The sequence below is a fragment of the Acrocarpospora macrocephala genome (assembly GCF_009687865.1).
Taxonomy (GTDB): Bacteria; Actinomycetota; Actinomycetes; order Streptosporangiales; family Streptosporangiaceae; genus Acrocarpospora; species Acrocarpospora macrocephala.
In genome coordinates, this window is sequence record NZ_BLAE01000034.1 from 131,323 (window position 1) to 156,532 (window position 25,210).

The following is a 25,210-nucleotide window of genomic DNA, read 5'->3' on the forward strand; positions in this document are numbered from 1 at the left end:
GGTGTTCTCATGATCGTCGGATGGGTCTGACTTAGTGTGGGGCGTCTTAACGATCTTCAGGGGGCTGCGGGGTGTGCCCAGTCCGTGCCCATGAGCAACATCTTGTGGTCTCGCCTTAGCGCTGAGGCCCCAAACCGGGAGAAACCACCGGGCAAATGGGGTCAAAGGTGGTGGGGCGCCAGGGATTCGAACCCTGAACCTACGGATTAAAAGACGAATTTCTTAGTGCCATTTAGTGCCGCAGGCTATCTATTTCTATCATTCCATCCAGGTTTGCCGCCGTCAAAATGCCCGATGATGATGCGCGATGTTGTACCGTATCGCATGCCCACGAGCAACCACCGAGCAACCATCAGCTACCCTGTCCGGCTTTACTGAAACACGATCGCGTGCTCTCGACCTTGTATCCGACACCAAATTGTCCGAGTTGCCGGGCAAGCGGACTAATCCTTGAGGCCCGCAATCATTGGCACGTCCTTGTCCTGTGCCGCCGGGCATCATGAACTTCGAACGTATGGTCATCGAAACCGATCGCTACTCAGGATGAAAAGGGCTCATCGTTATGGGTATGGAGGGATTTCGGCCAGCTCGGGTTTCATGAAAAAATATTTCACGCCTGAGCTCAGGTAGGGCAGGAAAGGATCATTCTCTGTCGGAAGTCTGCAGAAGTCGCGGTCAACTATTTCATCCAAGATCGCTACTTCTGGTTTCCGATCCTGTGGGGCTCAAGAACTCGAATCACTGTCAGCGCAGAGCCCTTCATCTGGTGGGACGGAAGGATTGAGGGGCGCCGAGCGGCTGGTCCGGATCCCTGGGATCATGTTTCGTGATCTTATCCACGGTGTACGCGGTCACCCGGCGCCTGCTGTCATTGCCCGCATTGCTCTTACGAAGCGACACCTCCAAGGAGGCGGAACTGCTGGTGCTTCGCCATCAGAACGCGGTCCTGCGCCGTCAGGTCCCAAGCGTGCGGTACGAACCAGCCGACCGCCTGTGGCTGGCGGCCCTCTTACACCTGATACCCCACCCCCGATGGGAGAAGGTCTTCCCGGTCACGCCGGCCACCCTGCTGGCCTGGCACCGCAAACTCCTGACGAACAAGTGGGACTACAGCAGACATCGCCGTCCCGGACGCCCGCGCACCGCGGCTGCGGTCAAGGCCCTCATCCTGCGCATGGCCGCGGACAACCCGGGATGGGGCCACCGGCGCATTCATGGTGAACTGACCCGCCTCGGCCACAAGATCGCCGCCTCGACCGTGTGGAACATCCTGAACCGGGCCGGGATCGGCCCCGCCCCGCGCCGCAGCGGCCCGACGTGGAAGCAGTTTCTGACCGCCCAGGCCGAGCACATTGTCGCCGTCGACTTCCTGCATGTCGACACCGTCGCCCTCAGACGCCTCTACGCCTAGGTCATGCTCGAACACGGCAGCCGCCGTACCTATCTGCTCGCCGTCACAGCAAACCCCACGGGCCAATGGGCCGCCCAAGCCGCCCGCAACCTTCTTATGGACTCCGACATGGACGCGACGAAGCTGAAGTTCTTGATCCGCGACCGTGCCGGCCAATTCACCGGCGCCTTCGACGCGGTGTTCGCCGACGCCGGCCTTCGGGTCCTCAAGAGCCCTGTGGGGTGCGGAAACTCAGCTGGCGAGGTTGACTTGGGGGTTCGAGGCTTGAGCATGATGAGGTCTCGGGCATCCTGCTGACGGTGTTCTGGTCTTCCCTCTACCTCATCCTTGGGCGTGTCTTTCAGCTTCTGGTCCTGCTGGGCCGCGGTGATCGGGCCAAGGCTGCCGAGATCGTGGTACTTCGTCATCAGGTCGCCGTGCTACGCCGTCAAGTGAACCGCCCCGATCTCCAGCCGGGGGACCGGGTCGTGCTCGCGGCCTTGTCGCGGCTGCTTCCCCGCTCGTCGTGGGAGGTCTTCTTCGTCGCCCCGGCGACGTTGCTGCGCTGGCACCGCGCGTTGGTGACGCGCCGGTGGACCTACCCGTCCAAACGGCCGGGGCGTCCCTCTACCCGCGAGGAGGTCCAGGAGGCCGTGTTGCGCCTGGCCCGGGAGAATCCCACGTGGGGGTATCAGCGCGTCAGCGGCGAGTTGGCCGGCGTCGGCTTGCGGGTACCGCCCAGCACCGTTCGCGACATCCTTAAAAGAGCCGGGCTCGATCCGGCGCCACGTCACACTGGACCGAGTTGGAGTCAGTTCCTTAAGGCGCAGGCCGAGGGTATCTGGGCGTGTGATCTGTTTCACGTCGATACGGTCTTCCTCAAGCGGCTCTACGTTCTGTTCTTCATCGAGCACGCCACCCGCGTCGTTCACGTCGCGGGCGTCACGGCGCATCCGACCGGAGTCTGGGTTGCACAACAGGCCCGCAATCTGGTCATGAATCTGGGGGATCGGGCCGAGGGCGTCAGATTCCTCATTCGTGATCGGGACGCCAAGTTCACGGCGGTCTTCGACGAGGTGTTCACCTCACTCGGCACCCGCATCATCAAGACACCGGTTCGCGCACCGCGGGCCAACGCGATAGCCGAGCGCTGGGTCGGCACCGTTCGAAGGGAATGCACCGACCGGCTGCTGATCTACGGTGAAGGCCATCTCCGCCGAGTCCTGCAGGCATACCAACGGCATTACAACCGGCACCGTCCCCACCGTTCACGAGACCGTCGGTCGCCTCAACCATCACATGTTCTGGCTACTCCCAGCGATCTCGATCAGGTCCGTCTGCAGCGCCGGCAGATACTCGACGGCCTGATCAATCAGTACCGGCGGGCCGCATAGACGAGGCGGATAACCGCAGACCAGAGGCCACATCCGGGTTTTCGCACCCCACAGGCCCGCGAGCGCTACCTTCCCTTCGGCGAGCGCCGCGGCACCGACGACCTGCCCTTCACCGACATCGGCTTCCTCGGTAAGATCGAAGACGACTCCACGGGCCTCACCTACCTATCAGCCCGCTATTACGACCCCCGGGCTGCCAAGTTCATTTCCACTGATCCCCTCTTAGACCTGCGCAAGCCTCAATGGGCCAACCCGTTCGCATACGCGGGAAACAACCCCATCGGGCTGTCAGACCCCACCGGCCTGGCCACCGCCTGCGACACGGCGGCCGAATGCGCGAGCCTTGACTACAGCAAATGCATGAAGAAGGGCGCGCTCAAATGCGCCCAGGAACAGCTGCAGAATGCGCAGAACGCCACCGACCGCTACTGGAACGCCCTCGTTGGCGTGCTGAAGCGGCTGGGAGAAATCCTTTCCGATGAGCTCGGCCTGACCGACGCGTTCAATTGCGTGACGAAGGGTGATCTAGGAGCCTGCGGTGACACCGCGCTCAACATCCTCGGCAGTCTTCTTGGCGGCGTAGCCGCACGAATGCTGGCGAGATACGGTCTTCCCTGGAAGTGGAAGGAAGCCGCCGATCTTGCCAGAAAAATCGGTGGTTTGATTGCTGAGGGCATCGGACACATCAAGAACTGGCTTAACTCATTCGAGACGTTGAAAAAGGCCAGAGCCAAGGTCGCCTCCTTGACGAAGAAGGGCGACTGCCACAGCTTCGTCCCCGGCACCCAAGTCCTCATGGCGGACGGCACACGAAAGCCCCTCGAACAAGTACAGATCGGCGACCAGGTCGTCGCCACTGACCCCATATCCGGCCAAACAACTGCCCAGCCCGTAATCGACGTGATCACCGGTCAGGGCGAAAAGAACCTGGTCCAGATCACCATCGATGCAGAGGGCGACAACGACCACCAAACTGACGTCATCGTCGCCACTGATTCCCATCCCTTCTGGGCAGCAGATCAAGGCCGCTGGTTCAACGCCAGCAGCCTCACCCCAGGCATGCAGCTCCGAACTAGTGCCGGCACGCCCGCCCAGATCACCTTCGTCACCAGCCAAACCGTCTCAGACCAAAGGGTTCACAACCTCAGCGTCAATGCTGACCACACCTACTACGTCGCAGTGGGATGGGCGGATGTCCTTGTACACAATTGTCCGGCCGGTGGCGCAGATGAGGCGGAAGATGCTGCGGAAGCCGCTGCGCGGGCGGCAAAGAGGGCGGATCAGAAATTCGCGCGAAACAACTATCTCGATCCGAATAGTGATATAGTTCAGAATCGAGAAATGACCGTAGCCGACTTTATCGGACAATTCCGCGGTGGGGGAATCAAGGGAGTCATGCCGGGGGAGTATTTAAATATGACGGTGGCAGACGCTCTCCGGGCGGCCAAAGCGGCGAAGAATACCAGGCTGAGAAAACTTCTCACTGACGGTCGATTCGACAAAGAAGCTTAGCGAGGGTGGTGTGGTGGCCAAAGAAGAAGCGGGTGAATCAGCGGCTCAGAAACGCTTTAGAAAGGACGTTGACGATTTGGCGGATATCGGGGTCGCCATCCGTCGGCAACTTGATTCAATACAAGTGAGCATTCCGCTTCGATTGGCTGAGGTGGCCAAGGCGGCGTGGTCGCGGGAGGAGTTGGAGAGGCCGCCCTCTGAAACTTTCGAGCAGGGGCTTATCCGCACTCTCGCGGGTGACTTGGCACTAATTGGCCTGATCGTTGGTGAGGCGGAGCCAGCGGGAGATGAAGTGGTAATTCAACTTGATGTGCGCTTCATCTCCCATGCGATCTTCGCGGCCGATCGACGGGAGGATAGATCGACGAAGTAGCCGAAAGCGGGTGCTGCTTGAACCGCTGGATGGTTACTCCGGCTTGTTGTGGGTCGGGCCGCCTACGGTGAACGGGGTGATCACCTGTACCGCTTCAATACTTGCCGTATAGCGGTTGAGCTGCGGTTTGACCTGGTGGGGTGGCGCGGGGAGGATCGCGGCTTGTGTCGCTTCGCCTCCTTACATGATCATGGTTCGGGTGTTCGGATGGCTTGTCCTGCTCGGCCGCGTGTCGGTGCCGAAAATAGTGTCACCTTATGCGACCTGGGCATTGCGCCTGCCGATAATGCCATCCGTCCAGTTCATAGCCGTTCAGGGCTTCGCGTGGCGTGACGCGACCTTCGGCCGCCTCGGAGGGGCCGAGTGCGGCATGATGAGCCGCCGTGCTCCTTCGCCTGGCCTACCTTGCGGTCACGAACACCTTCGCCGCGCTGCGGTTGTTGCCGATGGGCGATCGGGACAAGGACGTGGAGATTCTCGCTCTGCGCCACCAGATCACCGTCCTGGAACGGCAACTCGGCGCCGACACCAGGGTGAGATTCGCCCCCGAGGACCGAGCCTTTCTGGCCGCCCTTCTGACATCGCTGCCCCGCGAGGTCCTGTGCCGGCTACGGCTTCTCACCCGCCCCGATACCGTTCTGCGCTGGCACCGCGACCTGATGAAACGGCGTCACGCCCGGACCTGTCGGCCGAGGCGACCTGGGCGCCCGCCCACGATCCGCTCCATCCGTGCTCTCATCCTGCGCTTGGTCCGGGAGAATCCGGCTTGGGGATATCGGCGAGTGCACGGCGAGCTGGTCACGCTCGGTATCAAGGTGGCTCCGTCCACGGTCTGGGAGATCCTCAAACAGGAGGGTGTTGATCCGGCTCCCGAGCGTGCCTCCAGCACGTGGGCCGACTTCCTGCGCTCGCAAGCAGACGCGCTCCTGGCCTGCGACTTCATCGAGACCGTCACCCTCAATGGCCAGCGCCAGTACATCCTGGCGGTCATCGAGCACGCCACCAGGCGCGTGCGCGTGCTGGGCACCACCGCGCACCCGACCGCGAGCTGGGTCATGCAGGCGATGAGGAATCTCGTGATGGATCTGGACGATGCGGGCTGTCGGGCGCGCTATCTGATCCGAGATCGGGATGGGAAGTTTCCGGTACTCATGGACGAGATCCTCGCCGAGGCTGGCATTCAGACCGTGCTCACCGGTATCCGGATGCCGCGGATGAACTCGATCATGGAGAGGTGGGTGCAGTCCTGCCGCCGCGAGCTACTCGACCGATGCCTGCTGTGGAACGAACGTCACCTGCGTCACGCTCTGCGCGAGTATGAACAGTTTTACAACCGGCACCGAGCCCATCAAGCCTTGGCCCAAGCGGCTCCACTGCGTGCCGTCCCGGATCCGATCATCGATCCAGAGCGAATCGTTGACTTGAACATACGTCGGCGCGACCGACTTGGAGGCGTCCTCCACGAGTACTCACCAGCAGCTTGAACTGCATGGATGTAGTTTTCGGCAGGCGCAAATAGCACAGTGGGGTTGCCATGACGTCAGCGCAGCGATCGGGTGAAGCTTCCAGTGGAGAAGCGGAAGAGACACAGCCCTCCAGCCGTCTGCGGAGATTCCTCAGCAGTCCCGTTACATGGGTGGGCGGCGTGCTGAGCACCGTGGCCGCCGGAATACTCGTCGCGTGGATGCCGACAGGAGGCCGCGATCTAATCGATCGTATGACGAATGCCGATCCGTTGCCTCTGCTTCGGGTGACGGAAGACCTTGAAGGGGCTGTAGCCCTCGATCGGCCTATCGATGACGCGGACGATCGGGCAGCACTTCTCACCGACCCTGACAGCTTCCCGCGCCTGGTCGCGAAGTACGGCGGTGCCACCGTAGGCCGTGTGGACGTCAGCATCGTTGCTGAAGGCGGTCGCGGGCGGGTCCGAGTCGTCGACATCAGGCCCCGGATAGCACGCAAGCTTCCGGCACTTGACGACTCGTACTTCCTGCCAGGCAGCGGAGGTGAGCCCGCCGTCATATCCATGACGTCCTATCTGGACCGGCCGGATATTCGCTTTCACCTCCCGGGAAAGGCAGGTGGGTTGTACTTCTCGGCCAAACACATTGAAATCGCTCGCGGAGAGCAGGTTGGTCTTCTGCTCACATTCGAGGCAAAGAAAGCGTACTACGAGTTCGACATAGTCGTCACGGTTCTCGCCGATGGACGCGAGTATCAGAAAATCATAAATCGGAAAGACGGTACTAAATTCCGGGTCACCGGAGTGGCCGCAGACTATCGACGATTTTACGAGGGAGACGGTTCAACGTGGTATCCCATGCGCAAGGGGGGCAAGTGCAGAATTTTTACAAAATCGAAAGGTTGCTGACCGATGCAGAGGCTGCTATCCGCCGCTCTTGTCGTCATGATTTCATTGTCCCTGGCAGGGGACACCGGCCCGAGCCCTTCCGCAGCGAAAATTGATGTCGCGTCGGCCGATCTTCCCGGCGGTCTCAAGCCGGTCTGGTCGGCAGTTTTCTGGGAGTCCCACTTCTCAACCCAGGGCCCATATGCATTCAGCGAAGAAAGCGTGCTGCTTCCAGCCGACTGGTTTGAGGATTTCTACCCTCCAGGCGGCGATCCAGACGGGGCCGACGCGATAAGCGATGGGGTCGACATCCGCGACACGCGAACAGGAGAGATCCGAACAAGGATTGCCGACATCCCCGACCACTCCATCACCGGCGCTGGCTTCGCCAACGGAACCCTCGTACTCGATTTCGAAGAAGACAATTCCGGCAACCGGATCCTGATGGGAGTGGATTCTCGCTCCGGAAAGCAGCTGTGGTCCACTCCCGTTCGCGACTCGGGCCCGCCGCCGGAGGACACGACCGTATTCGCGCCGACAATCATGATCGCTCCCAATGGGGTTCTCATGGTGACGAGCGACGATCGTCATCTCATCAGAGTCGATCCATTCAGCGGGCAAGAGACATGGCGCTGGCCACTTCCGATTGAATGCGTCGTAATGATAGCGGCGAAAGCGGTCGCGATCGTTTTACGGGACTGTGAGGACGGCAGCGCCACTCTCACCGCACTGGATATGCGCACTGGGCAGACCGTCTGGCAGTCGAGCTTCGCGATACTCGGACCGGAATCCACTCCTCGGAGCCTCGTCATGGGTCCGGAGGGGGAGATATTGGTTTCTCTCGGCAATGCCTATCGCATTTACGGTCCCGACGGCCGACTGATCATGGAAGATCCCGGCATCCAGGGATGGGGTTTCGGTGCGAGCGAACAGACGATGCTGGTCATTTCCAATCCGGCCGGCGCCCAAAGCGGAGGAGAGCTGAGAGCGGTCGACCGGACCACCGGACAGAGCCAGTGGACTCGACATCTCGACGCGTCACCGATCTTGGGGATTGAAAATAGCGAGGAACTGCCCAGAGCAGGAAAATTCCTGGTGGCACAGTCCTATTGGAGCGCATCCTACGACTGGCCTCTACCGTATTTCATCGCAGTGATCAATCCGGCCGATGGCCAAATCCGCAATCTTCCGGTTCCGTCAGACCGGCACAATTCTGAGCTGCTTGGCGCCATCGGCGAGTTCGTCTTTGTGCGAGACTTTTCGAATGACGGCCAGCGGGTCACCGCCTACCGTATGCTTCCGGCACAGTCGGCGGGATCTCCAGAGTTGGGTGGAATCGCGCCATCCGAGTGGCCGGACGCCTGCTCGCTGATATCCCTGTCGGATATCGCGTCCATCGGATCGGACTACCGAATGCATGCTCAGGCCGGGCGCCTTGGGGACATTACTTTCCCCCATCCCACACGTTGCGATCTCGTCCCTCAAGCAGATCGCGATCCTTTGGTTTCGCTCACCATCCTCTGGGTTGCCCGGTCCAAAGCGGAGGCATCGAGACTGGTGGTCAGTTCGCTGCTCAACGATGATCAGGATGCTATGCCGAGCGAGGCCGCGCCAGGCGTGTACCGAGTTCCCGAGGTGTCAATGAACGGAACGCACGATACCGCGTTGATACGGTCTGGAACGGTGATCGCGAAACTCGTCGTTCATCGGCAGCCCAAGGAACTGGTCAACATCGCCGAGAAAGTGGCGAAGAACATGGGCCGTTCATGACCTGGCGCTCGACGCAGGCCTGGAGCCCACCTGGTGGGACGAGGGCATCGCGTTCCGCCGATGACGGTTAGGCCTCGCGGGCGTCGTCCGCGCATATGTCCTCGCCGCGTAAAGTGGAGACGCACCACTTTCCGCTGGCCCGTCGGAAGCTGCGGAACTGTGTAGCAGCGCAAGCTGCGGTGATGCCATTGAGGATGGAGACGCTGTGGCCGACAGACACAACGCCGAGGATCTACTTGCCGCGCATGTGGCCAACGCCACCATGGCTGCGCTCGACATGCTGGGGATCTCGGAGAAGGAATTCTTGCGGGCTCTTGAAGAGACTGTGGCCAAGCGTGGGAGACCAAAGGGACGGCGTGAGGATGCCGAGTGGATACTACGGGCTCTGAGCAGGACCTTTGATCAGGTTCCGGCGCCTCGTCCTTTGAAGCGCGAGGCGTGGCACGTAATCTTCGCTGCCTTGCTGTGGGGTATGTTCCCCAACCTCTCGACAGCCGTAGGGGCGCGACGCTTCCCCGGAGATCTGAAGGGGGGGCCAGGATATCGGTCGCACCCCCGGTCGGCGCCTGAGACTGACACGTATCGGGAGTTGATGCGGATAGCCCGGGACGCTGGACTTCCTACGCTCGTCGATGGCGGCTCCCTGCAGGACGCCGACTTCGGAACGGTGGAGTTCCTTGCGAGCGGGTTCGACGTTCGACTCGCCCGAGCGTTCACTGACCTTGAACACAAGGCGAAGGCGTCCAAGAAGCGTGATCGCAGGCATCGCGAGGAGATCGTTCAAGAGTTCTACGCCTCCATCTTCGCCGCTTTCGCCCAAACTGCAGGGGAAGCTATTGATCGTCTTAAAGGTTCTGTCGGCAGATTTCTGGCGACGGTGGTCGACCCGGTTCAGTCGGCTCAATTTCTCCTTTTGAAGACGCTGGGGGAGATAGCTGGATCATACGAGGAGCCAGAAGGCCGTTACGCTAACACGCCTGTTGGCCGGGTAAAGCGGGAAGCACTGCTCGCGGCTGAGTTGCGAGTGAATCAGACTGTGTCGTCGGCCCTTTCGGATCCGGCACCCATAGTGGTCATGTACCTTCCGAACGAGGAGAGCTATCCAGAAGTCAAGCAGGCCATCGCCGATCTCCTGGACGCGTTCGGGATGGAGATCTTGCTCGAAGGCGGCATCGTGCAAGGCTCGGTCTGGCAGTCCTTTGTCGCTGTCTTTAAGCGTCGTATTACTGAGGAGCAGGCCGATCAAGCTCTTACCAAGGTGCAACGGGCTGTCGAGCTACGCGGAGTCGATAAACCGCAGGCAGACGTCACCAGGACGCAGAGCGAGTCGGTCGCTCAGCTCCTAGACTCGCTGAAGGACAATCCTTCGGCGCTCATCCAGATCGGCAACATCCTGGTGGCCAAAGTCAATGGCGTACCCATCGCTCTGGAACTCTCACAAGCTCAACTTTTCCATCTTCATGCCAACCCGACCCTCTACACGGATCCGGCCCGCGCTGTAGAGCAGCTCAGCAGGATCCAGGGCCCACCTAACACCCCTGCGGATGACCCTAGTCTTCCTGGGATGATCAGGCCCCTGCACTGATAGGGCGCTCACGCTGCGCGGGCATGGGGTATGACCGGCATCCCCACCTGCGGGAGATACTAGGTGGGGCGGCTCCGGTAAGTCTGGACGCACCCTCACCTCACAGGCGCAAGTGCAGACACGGCAGAGGTTTCCCGGAACGGACCATTGATCAGCTGCGATAGTTCTTTGGGCTACTTCAGTCGATGCTTCGGAAAGAGTGGCGATGGTCGATCTCGGTTTCGTCGGGTTCAGCAAACCTGCCAACGACTACCAACTGCTCGACATCACCGACGGCGACACCCCCAACATCGCGATGGCGATTCGGATGGTGTCCATCGACACCCCCGAAAGCGAGTACGGCGGCTCGCCTGCCACCGCCCAAGCCGCCCTGGAACGCGCCAAGACACGCTGTTGGACGGCACCTACGACGCCCTCCCTCAGGATTTGCGCACCTACCTGACAGCCCGTATCACCCCCGACGCAGCCCACCGCCATCAAGCTGCCGGCAAGGCCGCCGCCGCAACACACAAGACGATGGTGGCCACCCGACTTACCCGCCCGGACGGCTCCCAGCGCAAGCTGGCCGTCATCGCCACCGGAGAACTGGTCGAAGGCAACGGCCGCCTCCTCGCCTACACCGCCCCCTGGTTCACCGGCAGCGCCACCGACCCGCTCCCACCCCGAGACGATCCGCGGCGGCGCACCTTCAACCTGGACATGATCGCCGCAGGCTGGGCGGCCACCTTCCTCATCTACCCCTCCCTCCCATCCGCTTCCGACCTCACCCTGCTGCTGAACGAAGCCGACGCGGCCTGGGCCCAGCTGCGCGGCGCCTGGACGCAGTTCGGCGCCGACCTCCTGCTGGGTTATGAGTACCGCGCCTGCATCAAACTCGGCGTCAAAGACTTGCACGATGATCCCGCCAAGGCGATCGGCCAGGCATACCAGCGCGTGTGCGTGGACCTGCGCACCATGACCGAGGTCGGACTGTACGGCTACCACCAAGTCCCCCCACAGCATCGGCTGTGGATCTGGGCCAAAGACATCAACCAGGCTCACAAGGACCTCCCAATCGCGACCTGATGCAGAATGCACGAGCACCTGGCCTGCTGTCGGCCCTGCCCTGCATGCCCGTCGGCTACCGGGACTACCTGGTCGGGGCGCCGACCGGCTGGCCTTCATCCGTGACGCACAAGCGGCCGGTTCACATTCGCAATGGGGTACGAACAACCCCGATGTGACTCACATGTGTCCCACGATGACTCACGCTGTCATCCGGCGACTACCGGATTGGGTAAAGACGCAGCTCAGGTCGGTGGGGTGCCAGGGATTCGAACCCTGAACCTACGGATTAAAAGTCCGGAGCTCTGCCGTTGAGCTAGCACCCCTTGTCGTTGCAGGGTACAGCGAGTCGCACCCGCGACGCGACGCGCTTTCCCTGTGATCAGAGTACCGGCAACCCTCACCGATAGGCAGGCAGACCCGTCAGTGCCTCACCGAGAACCAACGTGTGGATCTCCTGCGTGCCTTCGTAGGTCAGTACGGACTCCAGGTTGTTCATGTGCCTGATGACCGGATACTCCAAGGTCACCCCGTTCGCCCCCAGAATCGACCGCGCCTGCCGAGCGATGTCCAGCGCGGCTCGTACGTTGGCGAGCTTGCCGAAGCTGACCTGTCGCGGCGAGAGTTCTCCCGCGTCCTTCAAGCGTCCGAGATGCAGGGCGGTGAGCCCGGCCTGGCCGAGGCTGACTGCCATCCAGGCGAGCTTCTCCTGGGTGAGTTGGAACCCCCCGATGGGCTTGCCGAACTGGACGCGGGTCTTCGCGTAGTCGATGGCGGCTTCCAAGCAGGCGCGCCCAGCGCCCACAACCCCCCACAGGATGCCGAACCGGGCTTCCGAGAGGCAGGACAGCGGCCCCTTCAGACCGGTGACTCCAGGCAGAACCGCGGACGCGGGCAGGCGCACATCGTCGAAGTAGAGCGACGACGTCACCGAGGCTCTCAGGGACAGCTTGCGGTGGATCTCGGGGGCGCTGAAGCCGGGCGTGGACGTCGGAACCACGAACCCCCGGACTCCTGAATCCGTCTGAGCCCACACGATCGCGACATCCGCGATCGAACCATTAGTGATCCACATCTTCGAGCCGTTGAGCAGCCAGTCGCCCGAAACATCCTGTTTCGCGTGAGTGCGCATCCCCGCCGGATCCGACCCATGATCGGGCTCGGTCAACCCGAAACACCCGATCGCTTCCCCGGAAGCCATCCGCGGCAACCACTCCGCTTTCTGCTCCTCCGACCCATATCTCCAGATCGGAAACATCGCCAGGGACCCCTGAACCGATACGAACGACCGCAACCCGGAATCGCCGGCTTCGAGTTCACGGCACGCCACCCCGTACGAAACCGCGTCAAGCCCGGCGCAGCCGTACCCGGACAAATGCATCCCGAGCATCCCCAGCGAGCCCAGCACCGGCGCAAGTGAGGAAGCGGGAAATGTCCCCTCCTCGAACCAGTCGCCGATCCCGGGTAGCACGTGTTCCCTGACGAAACCCTGAGCCGTGTCCCGGACCATTCGCTGTTCGGGGGTGAGTTGGTCGTCCAGGTTCAGCAGGTCCATGGGCCCAGGGTATCCGGGGATCATCGGGGTTGTACCAGGGGCAATCCCGATGTGCGTATGCCCACAAGAAGGGCAGAGTAAAGGGCATGAACGAGATGACGACCAACGGTTCGGTCAAACAGCTCCGTCGTCGTAAGGACGGCAAAGTCATCGCCGGGGTTTGCTCCGGTGTTGGCCACTACGTCGGGATCGACCCCAATATCCTCCGGGTCGGCCTCGCCATCGCCTCGCTCTTCGGCGGTCTGGGTGTCGGCATCTACGCGGTGGCGTGGCTGCTCATCCCGGACCAGGGCAAGGACGCCTCGATCGTGCAGGACTTGATCGAGAACAACAAGGATAAGCCGGTCTGGCAGGACACTCGCTCCAAGGTTCAGGAAACCTGGTCAAAGGCCATGAACCAGCAGAGCAAGCCGGCCGCGCCGCCCCACGACCCCTACGCCCACCACCCCTACAACCACCCCAAGGCGGACGACAAGCTCTAAGCTGCCCGGACCTTGGCGATGATCTCTGTACGGGACTCGGTCCAGGTCATGGCCAGCACGGCCGCGACGGACAGACCGGCTGCTCCGGCCAGCGCGACCACCGGCTCGGGGCCGAGTTCCTGGGCGAGCGCGCCTCCGATCAGGATGCCGACCCCCTGCGCGGCCAGCAGGCCGGACTGCACGAGACCGAACGCCTGCCCCCGCCGTTCCGGGGGCACGCATTGGACGAACGCGGCATTCGCCGCAAGCTGGTACGCCCCACCGATCCCCGACAAAATCCATAGCAGGAGCACGATCTCCAGCGGCGGCCGCATCGCGCACAGGATCAGCGGCGCGCAGGTCAGCATCGACATCCACCCCATCGCCCGAAGCCGTCCCGAGGGTGTGACAAATCGGCTGAAAAGGAACGCTCCAAGCACGGTTCCGGTCGGCATCGCGGCCATCAGCAGCCCGCTGATCACGGGCACCGGTAACCGCCCGTCGTCCAGTTCCGCCGCGTACGGCACCGCAATCCCCTCCGGCAGCACATAAAAGCCGCACAACCAAGCGAACAGCACCAACGTCCGCAATCGTCGGTCGCCGAAGACCAGGCGGGCACCGGCCCGGGTCATCGTCCACATCGACGGCAGGTTCCCGTCCGCGACGGCGGGCGCGGCGCGGCGCCGTACCCCCGCGACCAGGATCAGCGCCGAGGCCAGGAAAGTGGCGCAGTCCAGCGCCAGCGCCCGGTACGGCCCCAGCCCGGCGATCACCGCTCCGCCGGCGGCGAATCCGAGCATCTGGACCGCCTGGTTCGTCATGTTCTGCAGGGCCGAACCCATGACATAACGATCGCCTTCTAAGATCTCCGGCAGCAGGGCGGCCCGCGCGGCCGAGAACGGCGCGCTGAGCAGCACGACCAGGAACACCAGCGCGCAGAGCACCCCGAATGGGGTGCCCGGAATCGCCATGATCGCGACAAGACCGGCACGGAGCAGGTCGCACAGGAGCATGACGCGGCGGCGCGGGAAACGGTCGGCGAGACCGGCCAGCAGCGGGCCGCCGATGATCGGCGGCAGGTAGGTCAGCGCGTAGACGGCCGCGGTGGCCAGCGGTGATTGAGTACGGTTGTACACAAGCACGGCCAATGCCACCTGGGCCAGCTGGTCGCCCAGAAGCGACATAGCCTGCCCAAGCCACAAGGCCCGGAACTCGCCGATCCTGAGGACTTCGCCGTAGGTTGCCTGGCGTTCGGGCGGACGGCGGTGCCGACCCGGTAGCCGGTCGGGCTTGGTGGCCGCCATTTCTCTCCGCTGAGCTTGCAGGACTGCACCTGACAGACCGTGTTCAGTATGTCACCTACAGTGCCTACCGCGCTCGCGAATTGCAACCCCGCGACTACCATCCGAGTTCGTGCAGCCGCTCGTCGTCGATGCCGAAGTGATGGGCGATCTCGTGGACGACGGTGATCTGCACCTCTTCGACCACGTCATCCTCGGTTTCGCAGATCTCCAAGGTTGGATTTCGGTAGATCTCAATTCGGTCGGGCAGCACGCCCGAATACCAGTCGCCGCGTTCGGTCAGCGGAATGCCGGTGTACAGGCCGAGAAGGCCCTGTTCTGGCGGATCATCCACAACCACCACAACGACGTTGTCCATCACCTTTGCGAGCTCTGGCGGGATCGTGTCCAGCGCTTCGGACACGAGCTCTTCGAATCTGTTCCGCGAGACCTCGATCACAGTGTCAAATCTACTTGGCCGCGCTTTTCAGGGTAGACATGAAGGACGTGGAGCTCACCAACATCGCCCGCCGCCTTGCCAAGGGCCGGACGGCACGGATCCTGGCGATAATCATGGTCGCCCTGGCCGGCGCCTGGCTGGGGCTGTCCTTCGGCGCGTCCGCCCAGACCGCCGTCGGCCCCGCGGACATCGGCATGACCCTGCAACCCGCCTGGGGCGGCGAAACCGTGATCGACGTACGCCCCCTTGGCACGCTCCGATTCGCCACCCATAGCGGTCCGGTACGGCTAGGCATCAGTATCGACGCCGTCCATCCAGATGTGGCCCAGCAGATCCTGCAGAATCCCAAATGGGCCGATCGCCTGCCCCAGACCATCGAGACCGATCTGGTCAAGGGCCTCCGCCAGCTGATCATCCGAGCGGTGATCTGCGCCGTCCTGGCCGGATTCCTGGCCGGGCTGATCGTCTTCCGCAGGCTCTCCCGGGCCGCCTGGACCAGCGGCGTCGCGTTCCTCGCGGTCGCCGCCCTGGGCGCCACCTCGGCCCTCACCCTCAACCCGCGCTCGATCTCCGAACCGAAATACACCGGTTTGCTGACCGGCGTACCTTCGCTGGTGGGCAACGCCCAATCGATTGTCACGAAATTCTCCGAATACCGCGGACAGCTCGCCAAGCTTGTGACGAACGTCTCCCAGCTCTACGAAGCGGGCTCAACCCTGCCGATCTACGAGCCCGACCCCGACACCATCCGCGTGCTGCACGTCTCCGACCTGCACATCAACCCCGTGTCCTGGAACGTGATCCACTCCCTCAAGGACCAGTTCAAGGTCAACATGATCATCGACACCGGGGACATCAGCGACCACGGCACCGCCGCCGAGAACCGCTTCGTCGAGGAGATCGGCCGCCTTGGCGTGCCCTATGTCTACGTACGCGGCAATCACGACTCCCGCGAAACCGAAGAAGCCGTCGCCAAGCAGAAGAACGCCATCGTCCTCGACGGAACCTCCGCGGAAGTCAAGGGCCTGCGCATCTACGGCGTAGGCGACCCACGCTTCACACCCGACAAATCCGTAGAGGTCGACTCCGATCCGGCCAGTCTCACCAACCTCGGCCGCTCCCATGCGGTACGGCTTGCGCCCCCCGAATGGCCACGAAGCTCCTCAACCTCCGCGCCCGACAACATTCCCGCCGACATCGTCGCCGTCCACGACCCCACCGTCGGCCGCGGTTTCAGCGGCTCCGTCGCGCTTGTCCTCGCCGGCCACACCCACGCCCGCGCCACCGAACTGCTCTCCACGGGAACCCGGGTCATCGTCCAGGGATCGACCGGCGCGGCCGGCCTCCGGGGCCTCGAACACGCCGAGCCGACTCCCCATCAGGCGTCAGTTCTGTACTTCAGCAAAGACACCCATCGGCTTCAGGCCTGGGACGACATCACCGTGGGCGGCCTCGGCGAGCAGTGGATCCAGTGCGAGCGTCATATCGAGCCCGACCCAGGTCGTACAATTTTCCCAGAGCCAGGGAACGTCCCGTCGCCATCGGGAACGATCAGTGGCACGCCGTCGCCGATCGCTTTGGCATCGAGGGCTAACGTCCCCTATGCTTCAGAGGTCTCCGACGGAAGACGGCACGGAACAGGGACGATCCCCCCGGGGACAATCCCCTGAGCCCCCATCGTCTAGCGGCCTAGGACACCGCCCTTTCAAGGCGGCGGCACGGGTTCGAATCCCGTTGGGGGCACTGGCTCACCGGAAAAAGGCAGGTCGAAGACCTCGCAGAAACTGGTAAGCTAGGCAAGCCGAACAACACGGAAGCAAAACTTCCGGACATAGAGGTCCTGTAGAGCAGTTTGGAGTGCTCGCCACCCTGTCAAGGTGGAGGTCGCGGGTTCAAGTCCCGTCAGGACCGCTCCCGACGCAAGTCGTCGAGGTCAGGTAGCTCAGTTGGTACGAGCGACCGCCTGAAAAGCGGTAGGTCGGCGGTTCGACCCCGCCCCTGACCACATTAGTTGACATGCGAAAACGCCCCGGACGGTTCTCGTTCCGGGGCTTTTTAATCTTCATTGACAGCAACGTCCGCTACTCGTATTCGTAGCCACAGCGGAAGGCTTCCTCGATCTCGGCACGAGTGTTGATGCCCTCCCTGAGCTTTATGTCACATGCATCCAAGAAGTGGGCAACCCGTTCCATAGACTCATGAAAACGTCGTAAGCGGACGCGTGGTAGGGAGGCGAGCGTCTCGGAACCGTCGTTCCTGATGGGGTATCTGGAGTGCTCCAAGGTTGGGTCGAAGCTGTCGAGCTGTAGGAGCACCTGCTCCACGTGACTTATGGCCTTCGCGTCTGGTTCGTCAAGGTCGTCGAGGAGAAGTAGCTTCTCGGCCATTCTCCAGAGGGTTTCGATCTTGTGTGTCTTCGGCAGGCTGGAGGGTTGGCGGTGCCATTCCTGCAAGAGGGCCTCGCTGGAACTGACCGGGACAATTGAGCGGTGAGGAGGGCGGAAGGTGCTCAACGCGGATCCCCTCACCCACGCCCCGGTCCTAAACCGATGGGCAGGCAAGTTTGAAATGTCGTTCGTTCGCGACACGACTTGCTGTGGCTGGCGCAACCCGGAACCGGCGACAAACATCCCGACGACGGCTGCTGGCAGTAGCCAACGCGGATGAGTACGTGCTTGCGGCACGCTCTCAGGCACGAAATCCTCCCGCCGGATCTGCCGGGTGGGTGCCGCCGCGCATAGTTGGAAGCGGAGTGGGCTCGATCACGACTTCCGAGGAGTGAATGTGAAACGAGATCCGACCGCTTTCAAGTGCGCGCCGCGACCTCCCGTCCAGATCGATCAGACGGTGACGATCGACGAGATTCCCGATGGGCCGGTCACGATAACCGCCTGCAAATACCACACGCAGATGGACATCCAGAGCGCCCGCCTCATCGGGTCCAGGGTCATCGAGGGACCCGAGGCCGTTTCTCTCGCTCGCGAGATCAGGAACGGCCCGCCGCCGGACAACAGGCGAAGATGCCCAGCCCCCGACACCTGGGAGGTCTGGCATATTCAGCAGGAGGGTTTTCCCGGGATCCTGCTGCTGGCGGAATTGAGCGGGTGGTGCGCCTTCGTCACCGACGGGAAATCGGCGAGAGTCATTCCCGCCGGTGCGAGGTCCGGTCTCGTGGAAGGCTTCTGACCGCCCAGGTCAGAGGGCCTACACCTGGCCCAGAGTGGAAAGCTCACGGGTGTCGGCGAGATTCCCCAGTCGGTGACCTGTCCGGTCTTCGCGTCGATGAGAATCGTCATCGACCTGCCGGACACACTGCTGTTCTCGCGTATGCCGTGCTTTTCCGGATCGGTGATGCGGTTGACCTGCGAAAACGCCCCGGACAGTTTATGTTCCGGGGCTTTTTGGTCTTTATTGACAGCAACGCTGCCAGCCGAAAAGCGCCTCCTGAACAAAGACACCCGGACTGATCGAGCGAAAGCTCAATATGAGCTGCCGCACCGTATGTCAAGGCGCTCCGGCGTGGCCACTCCTGCAGGGCCGTACAGATGTCCGCCGAATGTTCGGTCTGTACCCCTTGTAAATGCCTGCGAAGAGGGAAAGGTGCCTACTCGGATGCAGGAGCAGGCGTTCGGTCAACTCACCGGCATGGATCCCGGTAGGGCAGGTCGGGGAGGTAGCGGTGCCACTCGGCGGGAGTGAGAGTGCGCCCGACACGGGCGCAGACGATGGCGGCCATACGCGACGGATCGACGGGGATGTCCCGCAGCGCGCCCGAGTCGTCGACGGTGTGGACGACCGTGCCTCTGGAGCCGAAAGCTGCTGACAACAGCTGTGTGTCTCCGCCGGAGAACGGTGGGCCCAGCCACTCCGGAGCGGACGCATCGAGTAGTTGCACCGAGAATTCGCGGTTCACCGACGCCGCGACATCGCCCTTTGGGGAGAAGATGACGTCGGACGATGACAGCTGGAGGTTCGGGCCGCGTCTCTGCCCAGTGCGGACGTCCCAGAAGGCCAGCCCCTTGGAAGAGCCGATGGCGATGGTGTTCCCGTCCGGGCTGAACGCGAGCGACACGCGCGGATCGGTGACGCGTTGAGGCCCGAGGCCGGGGCCGGTCTCCCGCCCCGTGGTGAGGTCGAGCAGCCGGTTGGACGGTCCCTCGACCTCGGCGACCATCGTGCTGCCGGGACGGAAGGCCACCGCAACGTCGCCACTGATGTCGATCGACCTGATCCAGCGCCCGGCTTTCACGTCCCACGCGAGAAGCCGCCCGCGCGTCTCCTCGTCCTCGCCGGTAATGGTCCTGGCGCCGGCAACGAGCATAGAGCCGTCGGCGTTCATGGCGAGAGAATAGAGATACCAGCCCTTAGGCAGCTCGATCTTCGCGGTCCGGATTCGCCGCTGGGTGTCCCAGACACTTACGAACTCGCCGGACGGGCCTTCCACGATCGCGAGGAGCCGCCCGTCGCCGCTGAACACGGGGAAAGGATCCGGGGTGTCTCCGGACGCCAGCGGGAGCGGGTGCCCCAGCGCCCGGCCGTCCTGAGCGTCGCGGAGGACCAGCGAACTAGCTCCCTCGTTGTGGGTCAGCAGAAATCTGCCATCCGGGCTGAACACCGCGTACGCGGGCGGCGGCCCAGGAATCCGCACCGGGTTCAGCAGGTCAGAGACGTCGACGTCCACGACCGTGGCGTCGCTGAGAAGGCGCAACGTCATACCGTCGAAGCCGGCCGCTTCGACGGCGCCGCGATAGGTCAGCAGCGTGCTGCCGTCGGCGACCCGGATGAGCCGCAGGTCGCTGTTGCCGATGGCCACGATGAACCGCCCGTCCGGGCTGAAGCGGATCCGGCCGCCGTTGGAATCCCATCCATCGGCGCGGGGCTGGTTCGGGAGCGACTTACCGGTGCGTACGTCGATGAGAGAAATGTCGGAGGTGGTCGCGCAGGCGAGGGTGTGCCCGTCCGGGCTGAACGCCACGGAGCTCGACTTGCTGAGGCACGTGTCCGAGGCGTGCCATCCCGCGACCGGCTTGCCGCCCGGAAGCCGGAGAAGGCCGAAGTGCTCCGTCTCGCCCAAGAGGGTGACGGCGGCCAGGTCACCGGCCGAGGTGAGTGCCGTGTCCGCGATCGGCTCCGGGCCGCCGACCATGGCTCCGGTGCGGGTGTCCCACAGCTGGGCGCCCTGGCCTTCGCTGATGGTCAGCCAGCGGTCGCTGAGGCCGTAGGACACCCCGTTGAAGTGCTGTTGCGCCACCAGTTTGTGCTGAGCCGTCGGGCGCTGGGTGGTCAGGTCCCACACCTGTATGGTGTCACCGGCCACTACGGCGAGGTACCGGCCGTCAGCGCTCAGGGCGATCGCACGGAACGCGCGGTCGCCGATTCCCACATCGTCCCACCCGCCGGCCTTCTGCCCGGTGCGCAGGTCGTACACGCGCACGCCTTGCGGTGAGACGCTCACCAGCCTGCGCCCGTCAAGGGTGATCTGCCGCAGCGTCTCGCCGCCGGTGTCGGGATCGATGAAGGCGGTGCGTTCGCGTTGTGCCCAGGCGTTCTGCAAGGTGGCGCGGGTGGTGGGAAGGTGGGCGAGCCGCCAGGCGGCGACGCTGAGCAGCATGGCGCGTGCCGGGTCGGTGGTGCGCATGGTGTCGGCCTCGGCGGCGAGCTTGCCCGCTGTCGTCTCAGCCAGCTGGAGCGCCAGCATCTCCCGCTGCGTCGTGACGGTCCACGTCTGCCGTACGGCTATCGTGCCGCCGATGAGAGCGAGGACGAGAAGGGCCGCCAGGGTGACGGTGAGCAGGCGGCGGCGGCGGACGCGGTGGCGGGTGACGGTGTCGCAGGCGTCGAGGAAGTCGCGTTCGAGTTTGCCCAGGGTGAGGTGGCGGCGTCCGGTGGCGGCCCAGCGGAGGGCGGTTTCCAGGCGGCTGCCTTGGAAGACGTCGGCTTCGCGGCGTCCGTGGTCGCTCCAGTGCCTGGCGGCTTTGTGGATCATGTCGTGGGCGGGCAGGCCGTCTCGCTCGTCGGCCACCCACGACCAAAGCCGCGGCCAGGCGCGGATCAGGGCCGAGCGGGAGAGCACAAGGTCGTCCCCTTGGCCGGCGAGCAGGTAGGCGAAGACCTCCAGGACTCGTCGCAGAGCGGCCTGTTCCTCGGAAGTCTTCCCGTCCAGCAGTTCCTTCCGGGATGCGGGTCGTGTGGTGATGTCCCCGGTTTCGGCTACGGCGACCATTCTGAGGAAGAAGTCGGGGACGAGGTTGCGTTCGGTGGGGTTGAGGAAGCCGTAGGCGTCTTCGGCAAGGGTGCCGAGGGAGGGGTCGGCGGTGATGCCGAGTCCGAGGAGTCCCGCTTCGGCGCTGCCCATGCTGAGGAGTTCGGCTTGAGTGCCGTCGAATCCGGTGATGAGGCCGAGGAGGAGTTCGCGTGCGGTGGGGCGGGCGAGCGGGTCTTTGGACAGTGCGGCCGCGACCAGGTGGCGTAGTGAGGGGGGAAGGTTGTTCAGGTCGGGGTCGGTGGCCAGGACCCGGTGCATGACCGCGCCGAGGCTTTCGGCTTCGAATGGGTCGTCGCCGTTGGCGGCGTAGACCACGATGGCGCCCCAGGAGAACACATCGGCGGGGGCGCCGGCGCGTTGTCCGGTGAAGACTTCGGGGGCCATGTAGGTGGGAGTGCCGGTCACCAGGCCGGTGGCCGTGAGTGACATCTCCAGGGTGCGGGCGATGCCGAAGTCGATGACGCGGGGGCCGTCGGGGCCGAGTAGGACGTTGTCGGGTTTGAGGTCGCGGTGGATGACCCCGGCGTCGTGGATGGCGGTCAGGGCGGTGGCTATGGCAGTGGCCAGCCGGTGCAGGTCGTCGCCGGTGAAGCGCCGTCCGTCGGTGACGGCTTTGCGCAGGCTGGGGCCTTGGATGTACTCGCTGACGATGTACGGCTTGGGGGCGTCCAGGTCGACGGCCAGGATTCGGGCGGTGCAGAAGGATGCGACGCGCCGGGCGGCGGTGACTTCCTTGCCGAAGCGCGAGCGCATGTCGGGGTCGGCGGCCGTGTCGGGGTGCAGCACCTTGATCGCGACCCGGGTGCCTTGGACGTCGTAGGCCTCGTACACGACGCCTTGGCCTCCGGCGCCCAGGCGTCCGGCCAGCCAGAAGTCCCCTAACCGCGAGGGATCCCCAGCCAGCATTGCCGACGCCGCCATGCCACTCACCCCGTCATCTCCGATGGGCTACTTCCGTAAGACGCCGACCACGCACCCGAAGTTCTCCCCAGCGACAAGCAGTACGGGCGCGCAAGGACGGCACCAGCCCCACGTGGGCAGCGTGGCGGCCTCGGCTGCACGCGTCGTTGCTTGCATCCGTATGCCGAGTCATGTGGACGCCTCGCCGATATTCGGATGCATTCGTGCTAATCCTCACCGGACAATTCCTAAGTGGCTGACCTGGATTTCTTTGCCGATCTGATGATCTCGGGCACGGTGCTGGGCCTTGATCACACCAGCACACTGGCCAACGTCGAGAAGGTGCTCGGGTGGGGCCACACGGTGGAGGCGCCGTCGGGGGTGATCTCCGACTTTGGTCTGGTCGAGTTTGGCTGGTGGCGGGACCGGCCCGAGGACGAGTGGGGGGTCGTTTACTTCGGAGCCCAGGTCCAACGGCTGTCATGGCTTGCCGGTGAGAATCAGATCGAGGCCGCCCTTGTGGACCGATACGGCCGGTTCCGGTCCCGCCTGGACTTTGGTGAACTGCACGTTGCCGTGCAGGCGCGAGGGTTCACATTGGAAGAGCGCCCATCGATCAACGACGGCATTGCCGAGTACTGGGAGCCCACTTCGAGGATGGGTCTTCTTGTGGTGTCGGACTCGGAGGAGTGGGATGAACCGCTCGGGACCATACTCAAGATGCTGGGGCCAGGAGGCCGGAATTCCTGGCTGTCGTTCCAAGGGCGTGAGCAGGCGTTCAAGAGCTACGCCAACCACCTGTTGATCTTGTCTGAACCGGCACTGGTTACCTGGCTGGACAAGCGCGAACCCCGCGAGGAGCCCGAACGAACCGACTGGTGGCACTATCTTCGAAGCGTGGTTGCTCACCGCACCGGAGGAACTCCCGCAGAGAACGCACAATGGCGGCTACTCGGCTTCGCTCTCGACCGCCACGCGGCACTACGGGGGATCGACACCGCGGACGAGGCGGCCGCCACCCTGATCGTCTCGCTCACCGAGGCCCGTGAACTGAGCGTGGCTGCCGAGTTGCCAACGATGGATGAGGCAGTAGAGCGCTGGCTGGCAGCCACGACGGCCATGGCGAATGCCACGCGCCTATGCACCGAACGGCCCCTCGACCCAGCCGACATCCGGCTATCCCGCCGACTGCGAAACCAGATTCACATCATTCAACCTTGCTTGCCCTATATCGGGTCCGCTGTCCTGGCTGATGAACTGCGGGCCTGGATCGAACTCAAGCACTCGCTGCTTCGGCAGTATTGAGTAGGGCTGCGCTTTCCGGCGCGGGTGACATTTCTTCTGCCGTGGCGCAGCGAAAGAATCGGCTAAAGGTGCCAGTCGCAGACATAGCTTGCCCTGGCGCCATGCCACTGCCACGTAATGCTCTCATCCTCGTTCAGAGGGGAGTCCTCAGAAAAATTCGGGTCCTGTGGCGGAGGTTCAACATACTCGGTCTGTACGCCCCAAGGCCGCTCCACCTGTACCGGGATCGGCCATTCCTCGTTGGGAACGTTGTCGCAATCGGTGACTTGGTAGACGAACTCGACGTATGCCGTGTCACCATGCTCTAGCGTGATGGGCATGCGCGTTTCCTCGATCTTGAGTAACCGCATGAAAGAACTGCTCCGACCGGCATCCACAATGGTGACGGACGTCCACGCGTCGTTTCTGATGCCGAATCGGATAGAAAAAGTTCGCGTGTCGCCGGAGCTCCAACCGCTGCTGCCCTCCAGCATGAGGGTCTGAAAGCGTGCTCCGAGCAAGCCGGATTTCGGTAGGACCAGTGCTGCCATCAGCGCGAGCACCAGGACCAGCACCCCACTTACCACCCACCGCCGGCGTCGCTTCGAAGGCTCTGACACGACCCCTGCCCCTCTGCAACGCGATCGTCCTGGGCAGAACGTGTCACGGAGGCGTGTGATTCAGCATGTGTGCGCGTCCCGGCCTCGCTGACGTGGTCTTCAACCCAGCACTGGCGCGACCCTTGTCCACCAGTTCTTTGGACTGCTGAAGATTGTGGTGCGGATCGATCCAGGCGTCCTAGGGTCGCCAGCCCGTACGGCGGGCCCATTCCTCGGCCATGACGATGACCAGATCCACCACGGGGTTCTTCACCTCGGTGTACGTCGCCGAGTCGGCCACGATGGTGGCGAGGGAACGTTTGAACTCGACATAGGCCGGTACGGCGGCCGGATGGGCGCGGAACCAGTCCCGGAACAGGAGGGCGAAGCGTTCGCCGGGGGAGCCGGCCTGGCGGATGTGGAGGTTGACGTCGGGGTGCACGGAGTCGCGTCGCATCCACAGGCGTTTGCGCCACGCGTCGGGGGAGTCGTCGTAGCCGGCCGGGACATGGTCGTGGAAGTAGGTCGTGTCGGAGAAACCCAGCTCGGGCAGGACGGCGGACAGCGGCTGTTCAGCGGTGTCGAGGTCCCTGACGCTGACCTGCAGGTCGAAGATGGGCTTGGCATCCATACCGGGAATCGACGTGCTGCCAATGTGCTCGACGCGAAGGGCGGTCGGCCCTAAAGCAGCTTGAAGATCGGCGGCGAGAGCCTTCCCGGCGGATTCCCATTTCGGGCTGTGCGTCGCGATAACCACTACCGTCACTCGTGGATTCTACCGTCAGCGGGACTGGCGGGTCATGCGGTGCAGAATCTCCAGCGTGGCCAGGGCGACTCCCACCGGCGCGGCGGCCGGCGGAAAGATGAACACGACCAGCGCCAGCAATGCCGCACCGCTGACGAGGATGGCCCATCGTTTTATCGGCGAACGTTTCTGGAGTTGGCCCGTCTCGGGTCCTGCTAATGGGTCGTTCATGACGCGTCTCCT

Annotated in this window: 23 protein-coding genes, 4 tRNA genes and 1 pseudogene; 19 read left to right on the forward strand and 9 right to left on the reverse strand. The window is 63.4% G+C overall.

The annotated features are described in order from the left end of the window. Window positions 1-826: 826 nt before the first annotated feature. The 12 genes and pseudogenes from Amac_RS28110 to Amac_RS28165 all read left to right on the forward strand — a co-directional run bounded on the left by Amac_RS28110 (window position 827) and on the right by Amac_RS28165 (window position 11,439). Window positions 827-1,411: a helix-turn-helix domain-containing protein gene (locus Amac_RS28110; protein WP_155357416.1), complete on the forward strand. Its 585-nt coding sequence runs from the start codon at window positions 827-829 to the stop codon at window positions 1,409-1,411. 3 nt (window positions 1,412-1,414) lie between these two features. Beyond that, a complete protein-coding gene (locus Amac_RS28115) occupies window positions 1,415-1,708 on the forward strand; it encodes a hypothetical protein (protein ID WP_155357417.1) in 294 nt (97 codons plus the stop codon). A 2-nt stretch (window positions 1,709-1,710) separates the two neighbouring features. Further along, a complete protein-coding gene (locus tag Amac_RS28120) occupies window positions 1,711-2,784 on the forward strand; it encodes an integrase core domain-containing protein (RefSeq protein ID WP_155357418.1) in 1,074 nt (357 codons plus the stop codon). Between the two features lie 9 nt (window positions 2,785-2,793). Continuing rightward, window positions 2,794-3,078: pseudogene (locus Amac_RS58080) on the forward strand (RHS repeat-associated core domain-containing protein); the annotation flags it as partial. A gap of 66 nt (window positions 3,079-3,144) precedes the next feature. Then, window positions 3,145-4,296, forward strand: coding sequence for a polymorphic toxin-type HINT domain-containing protein (locus Amac_RS28130; RefSeq protein ID WP_155357419.1), 1,152 nt, complete (start codon window positions 3,145-3,147; stop codon window positions 4,294-4,296). Window positions 4,297-4,309: 13 nt separating this feature from the next. Then, window positions 4,310-4,669 carry a hypothetical protein gene (locus tag Amac_RS28135; RefSeq protein ID WP_155357420.1) on the forward strand — a complete coding sequence of 120 codons (360 nt, stop codon included), beginning with the start codon at window positions 4,310-4,312 and terminating at the stop codon, window positions 4,667-4,669. A 782-nt stretch (window positions 4,670-5,451) separates the two neighbouring features. Continuing rightward, entirely contained in the window at window positions 5,452-6,153 is a 702-nt protein-coding gene (locus tag Amac_RS55355) for an integrase core domain-containing protein (RefSeq protein WP_218041326.1), read from the forward strand. 152 nt (window positions 6,154-6,305) lie between these two features. Continuing rightward, a complete protein-coding gene (locus tag Amac_RS28145; protein WP_155357422.1) occupies window positions 6,306-7,040 on the forward strand; it encodes a hypothetical protein in 735 nt (244 codons plus the stop codon). A gap of 3 nt (window positions 7,041-7,043) precedes the next feature. Then, window positions 7,044-8,789, forward strand: a complete 1,746-nt coding sequence (locus tag Amac_RS28150; protein ID WP_155357423.1) for an outer membrane protein assembly factor BamB family protein — start codon at window positions 7,044-7,046, stop codon at window positions 8,787-8,789. 205 nt (window positions 8,790-8,994) lie between these two features. Then, window positions 8,995-10,374 (forward strand): hypothetical protein, encoded by a 1,380-nt coding sequence (locus Amac_RS28155; protein ID WP_155357424.1) that lies wholly within the window; start codon window positions 8,995-8,997, stop codon window positions 10,372-10,374. A 205-nt stretch (window positions 10,375-10,579) separates the two neighbouring features. Continuing rightward, window positions 10,580-10,816, forward strand: coding sequence for a hypothetical protein (locus Amac_RS28160; RefSeq protein ID WP_155357425.1), 237 nt, complete (start codon window positions 10,580-10,582; stop codon window positions 10,814-10,816). Next, window positions 10,801-11,439, forward strand: a complete 639-nt coding sequence (locus Amac_RS28165; RefSeq protein ID WP_155357426.1) for a hypothetical protein — start codon at window positions 10,801-10,803, stop codon at window positions 11,437-11,439. Before Amac_RS28160 ends, Amac_RS28165 begins: the two co-directional genes overlap by 16 nt. 233 nt (window positions 11,440-11,672) lie before the next feature. Here the strand turns inward: Amac_RS28165 and Amac_RS28170 are convergent. Beyond that, a tRNA-Lys gene (locus tag Amac_RS28170) sits at window positions 11,673-11,744 on the reverse strand. Between the two features lie 74 nt (window positions 11,745-11,818). Next, window positions 11,819-12,973 (reverse strand): acyl-CoA dehydrogenase family protein, encoded by a 1,155-nt coding sequence (locus Amac_RS28175; RefSeq protein ID WP_174900231.1) that lies wholly within the window; start codon window positions 12,971-12,973, stop codon window positions 11,819-11,821. Window positions 12,974-13,059: 86 nt separating this feature from the next. On the opposite strand from Amac_RS28175, the gene Amac_RS28180 reads away from it, so the two are divergent. Beyond that, a complete protein-coding gene (locus Amac_RS28180) occupies window positions 13,060-13,455 on the forward strand; it encodes a PspC domain-containing protein (RefSeq protein WP_155357428.1) in 396 nt (131 codons plus the stop codon). On the opposite strand, the gene Amac_RS28185 is transcribed toward Amac_RS28180, so the two are convergent. Together Amac_RS28185 and Amac_RS28190 are read right to left on the reverse strand one after the other, a co-directional pair. Beyond that, the gene (locus Amac_RS28185) at window positions 13,452-14,738 is read right to left on the reverse strand and encodes an MFS transporter (RefSeq protein ID WP_155357429.1); all 1,287 of its coding nucleotides are present in this window, start codon (window positions 14,736-14,738) and stop codon (window positions 13,452-13,454) included. The genes Amac_RS28180 and Amac_RS28185 overlap by 4 nt on opposite strands. Window positions 14,739-14,832: 94 nt before the next feature. Further along, window positions 14,833-15,174, reverse strand: coding sequence for a metallopeptidase family protein (locus Amac_RS28190; protein ID WP_155357430.1), 342 nt, complete (start codon window positions 15,172-15,174; stop codon window positions 14,833-14,835). Between the two features lie 38 nt (window positions 15,175-15,212). On the opposite strand from Amac_RS28190, the gene Amac_RS28195 reads away from it, so the two are divergent. The 4 genes from Amac_RS28195 to Amac_RS28210 all read left to right on the forward strand — a co-directional run bounded on the left by Amac_RS28195 (window position 15,213) and on the right by Amac_RS28210 (window position 17,179). Next, window positions 15,213-16,844 carry a metallophosphoesterase family protein gene (locus tag Amac_RS28195; protein ID WP_155357431.1) on the forward strand — a complete coding sequence of 544 codons (1,632 nt, stop codon included), beginning with the start codon at window positions 15,213-15,215 and terminating at the stop codon, window positions 16,842-16,844. After that, window positions 16,845-16,917 (forward strand) — tRNA-Glu (locus Amac_RS28200). A 93-nt stretch (window positions 16,918-17,010) separates the two neighbouring features. After that, window positions 17,011-17,085 (forward strand) — tRNA-Asp (locus Amac_RS28205). Window positions 17,086-17,105: 20 nt separating this feature from the next. Next, window positions 17,106-17,179 (forward strand) — tRNA-Phe (locus tag Amac_RS28210). A 76-nt stretch (window positions 17,180-17,255) separates the two neighbouring features. Here Amac_RS28210 and Amac_RS28215 read toward each other — a convergent pair. Continuing rightward, entirely contained in the window at window positions 17,256-17,561 is a 306-nt protein-coding gene (locus Amac_RS28215) for a hypothetical protein (RefSeq protein ID WP_155357432.1), read from the reverse strand. Window positions 17,562-18,021: 460 nt separating this feature from the next. Between Amac_RS28215 and Amac_RS28220 the strand changes: the two genes are divergently transcribed. Further along, window positions 18,022-18,360 (forward strand): hypothetical protein, encoded by a 339-nt coding sequence (locus tag Amac_RS28220; RefSeq protein WP_155357433.1) that lies wholly within the window; start codon window positions 18,022-18,024, stop codon window positions 18,358-18,360. Between the two features lie 451 nt (window positions 18,361-18,811). Here the strand turns inward: Amac_RS28220 and Amac_RS28225 are convergent, their stop codons facing one another. After that, entirely contained in the window at window positions 18,812-22,360 is a 3,549-nt protein-coding gene (locus tag Amac_RS28225; RefSeq protein WP_155357434.1) for a WD40 repeat domain-containing serine/threonine protein kinase, read from the reverse strand. Between the two features lie 231 nt (window positions 22,361-22,591). Between Amac_RS28225 and Amac_RS28230 the strand changes: the two genes are divergently transcribed. Beyond that, complete coding sequence (locus Amac_RS28230) at window positions 22,592-23,644, forward strand: hypothetical protein (protein WP_155357435.1); 1,053 nt, start codon at window positions 22,592-22,594, stop codon at window positions 23,642-23,644. 62 nt (window positions 23,645-23,706) lie between these two features. On the opposite strand, the gene Amac_RS28235 is transcribed toward Amac_RS28230, so the two are convergent. The 3 genes from Amac_RS28235 to Amac_RS28245 form a co-directional block, all read right to left on the reverse strand. Beyond that, window positions 23,707-24,198, reverse strand: a complete 492-nt coding sequence (locus tag Amac_RS28235) for a hypothetical protein (protein WP_155357436.1) — start codon at window positions 24,196-24,198, stop codon at window positions 23,707-23,709. 223 nt (window positions 24,199-24,421) lie between these two features. Continuing rightward, a complete protein-coding gene (locus Amac_RS28240) occupies window positions 24,422-24,988 on the reverse strand; it encodes a GrpB family protein (protein WP_218041327.1) in 567 nt (188 codons plus the stop codon). Window positions 24,989-25,003: 15 nt separating this feature from the next. After that, entirely contained in the window at window positions 25,004-25,198 is a 195-nt protein-coding gene (locus tag Amac_RS28245; RefSeq protein ID WP_155351322.1) for a hypothetical protein, read from the reverse strand. Window positions 25,199-25,210: the final 12 nt, after the last annotated feature.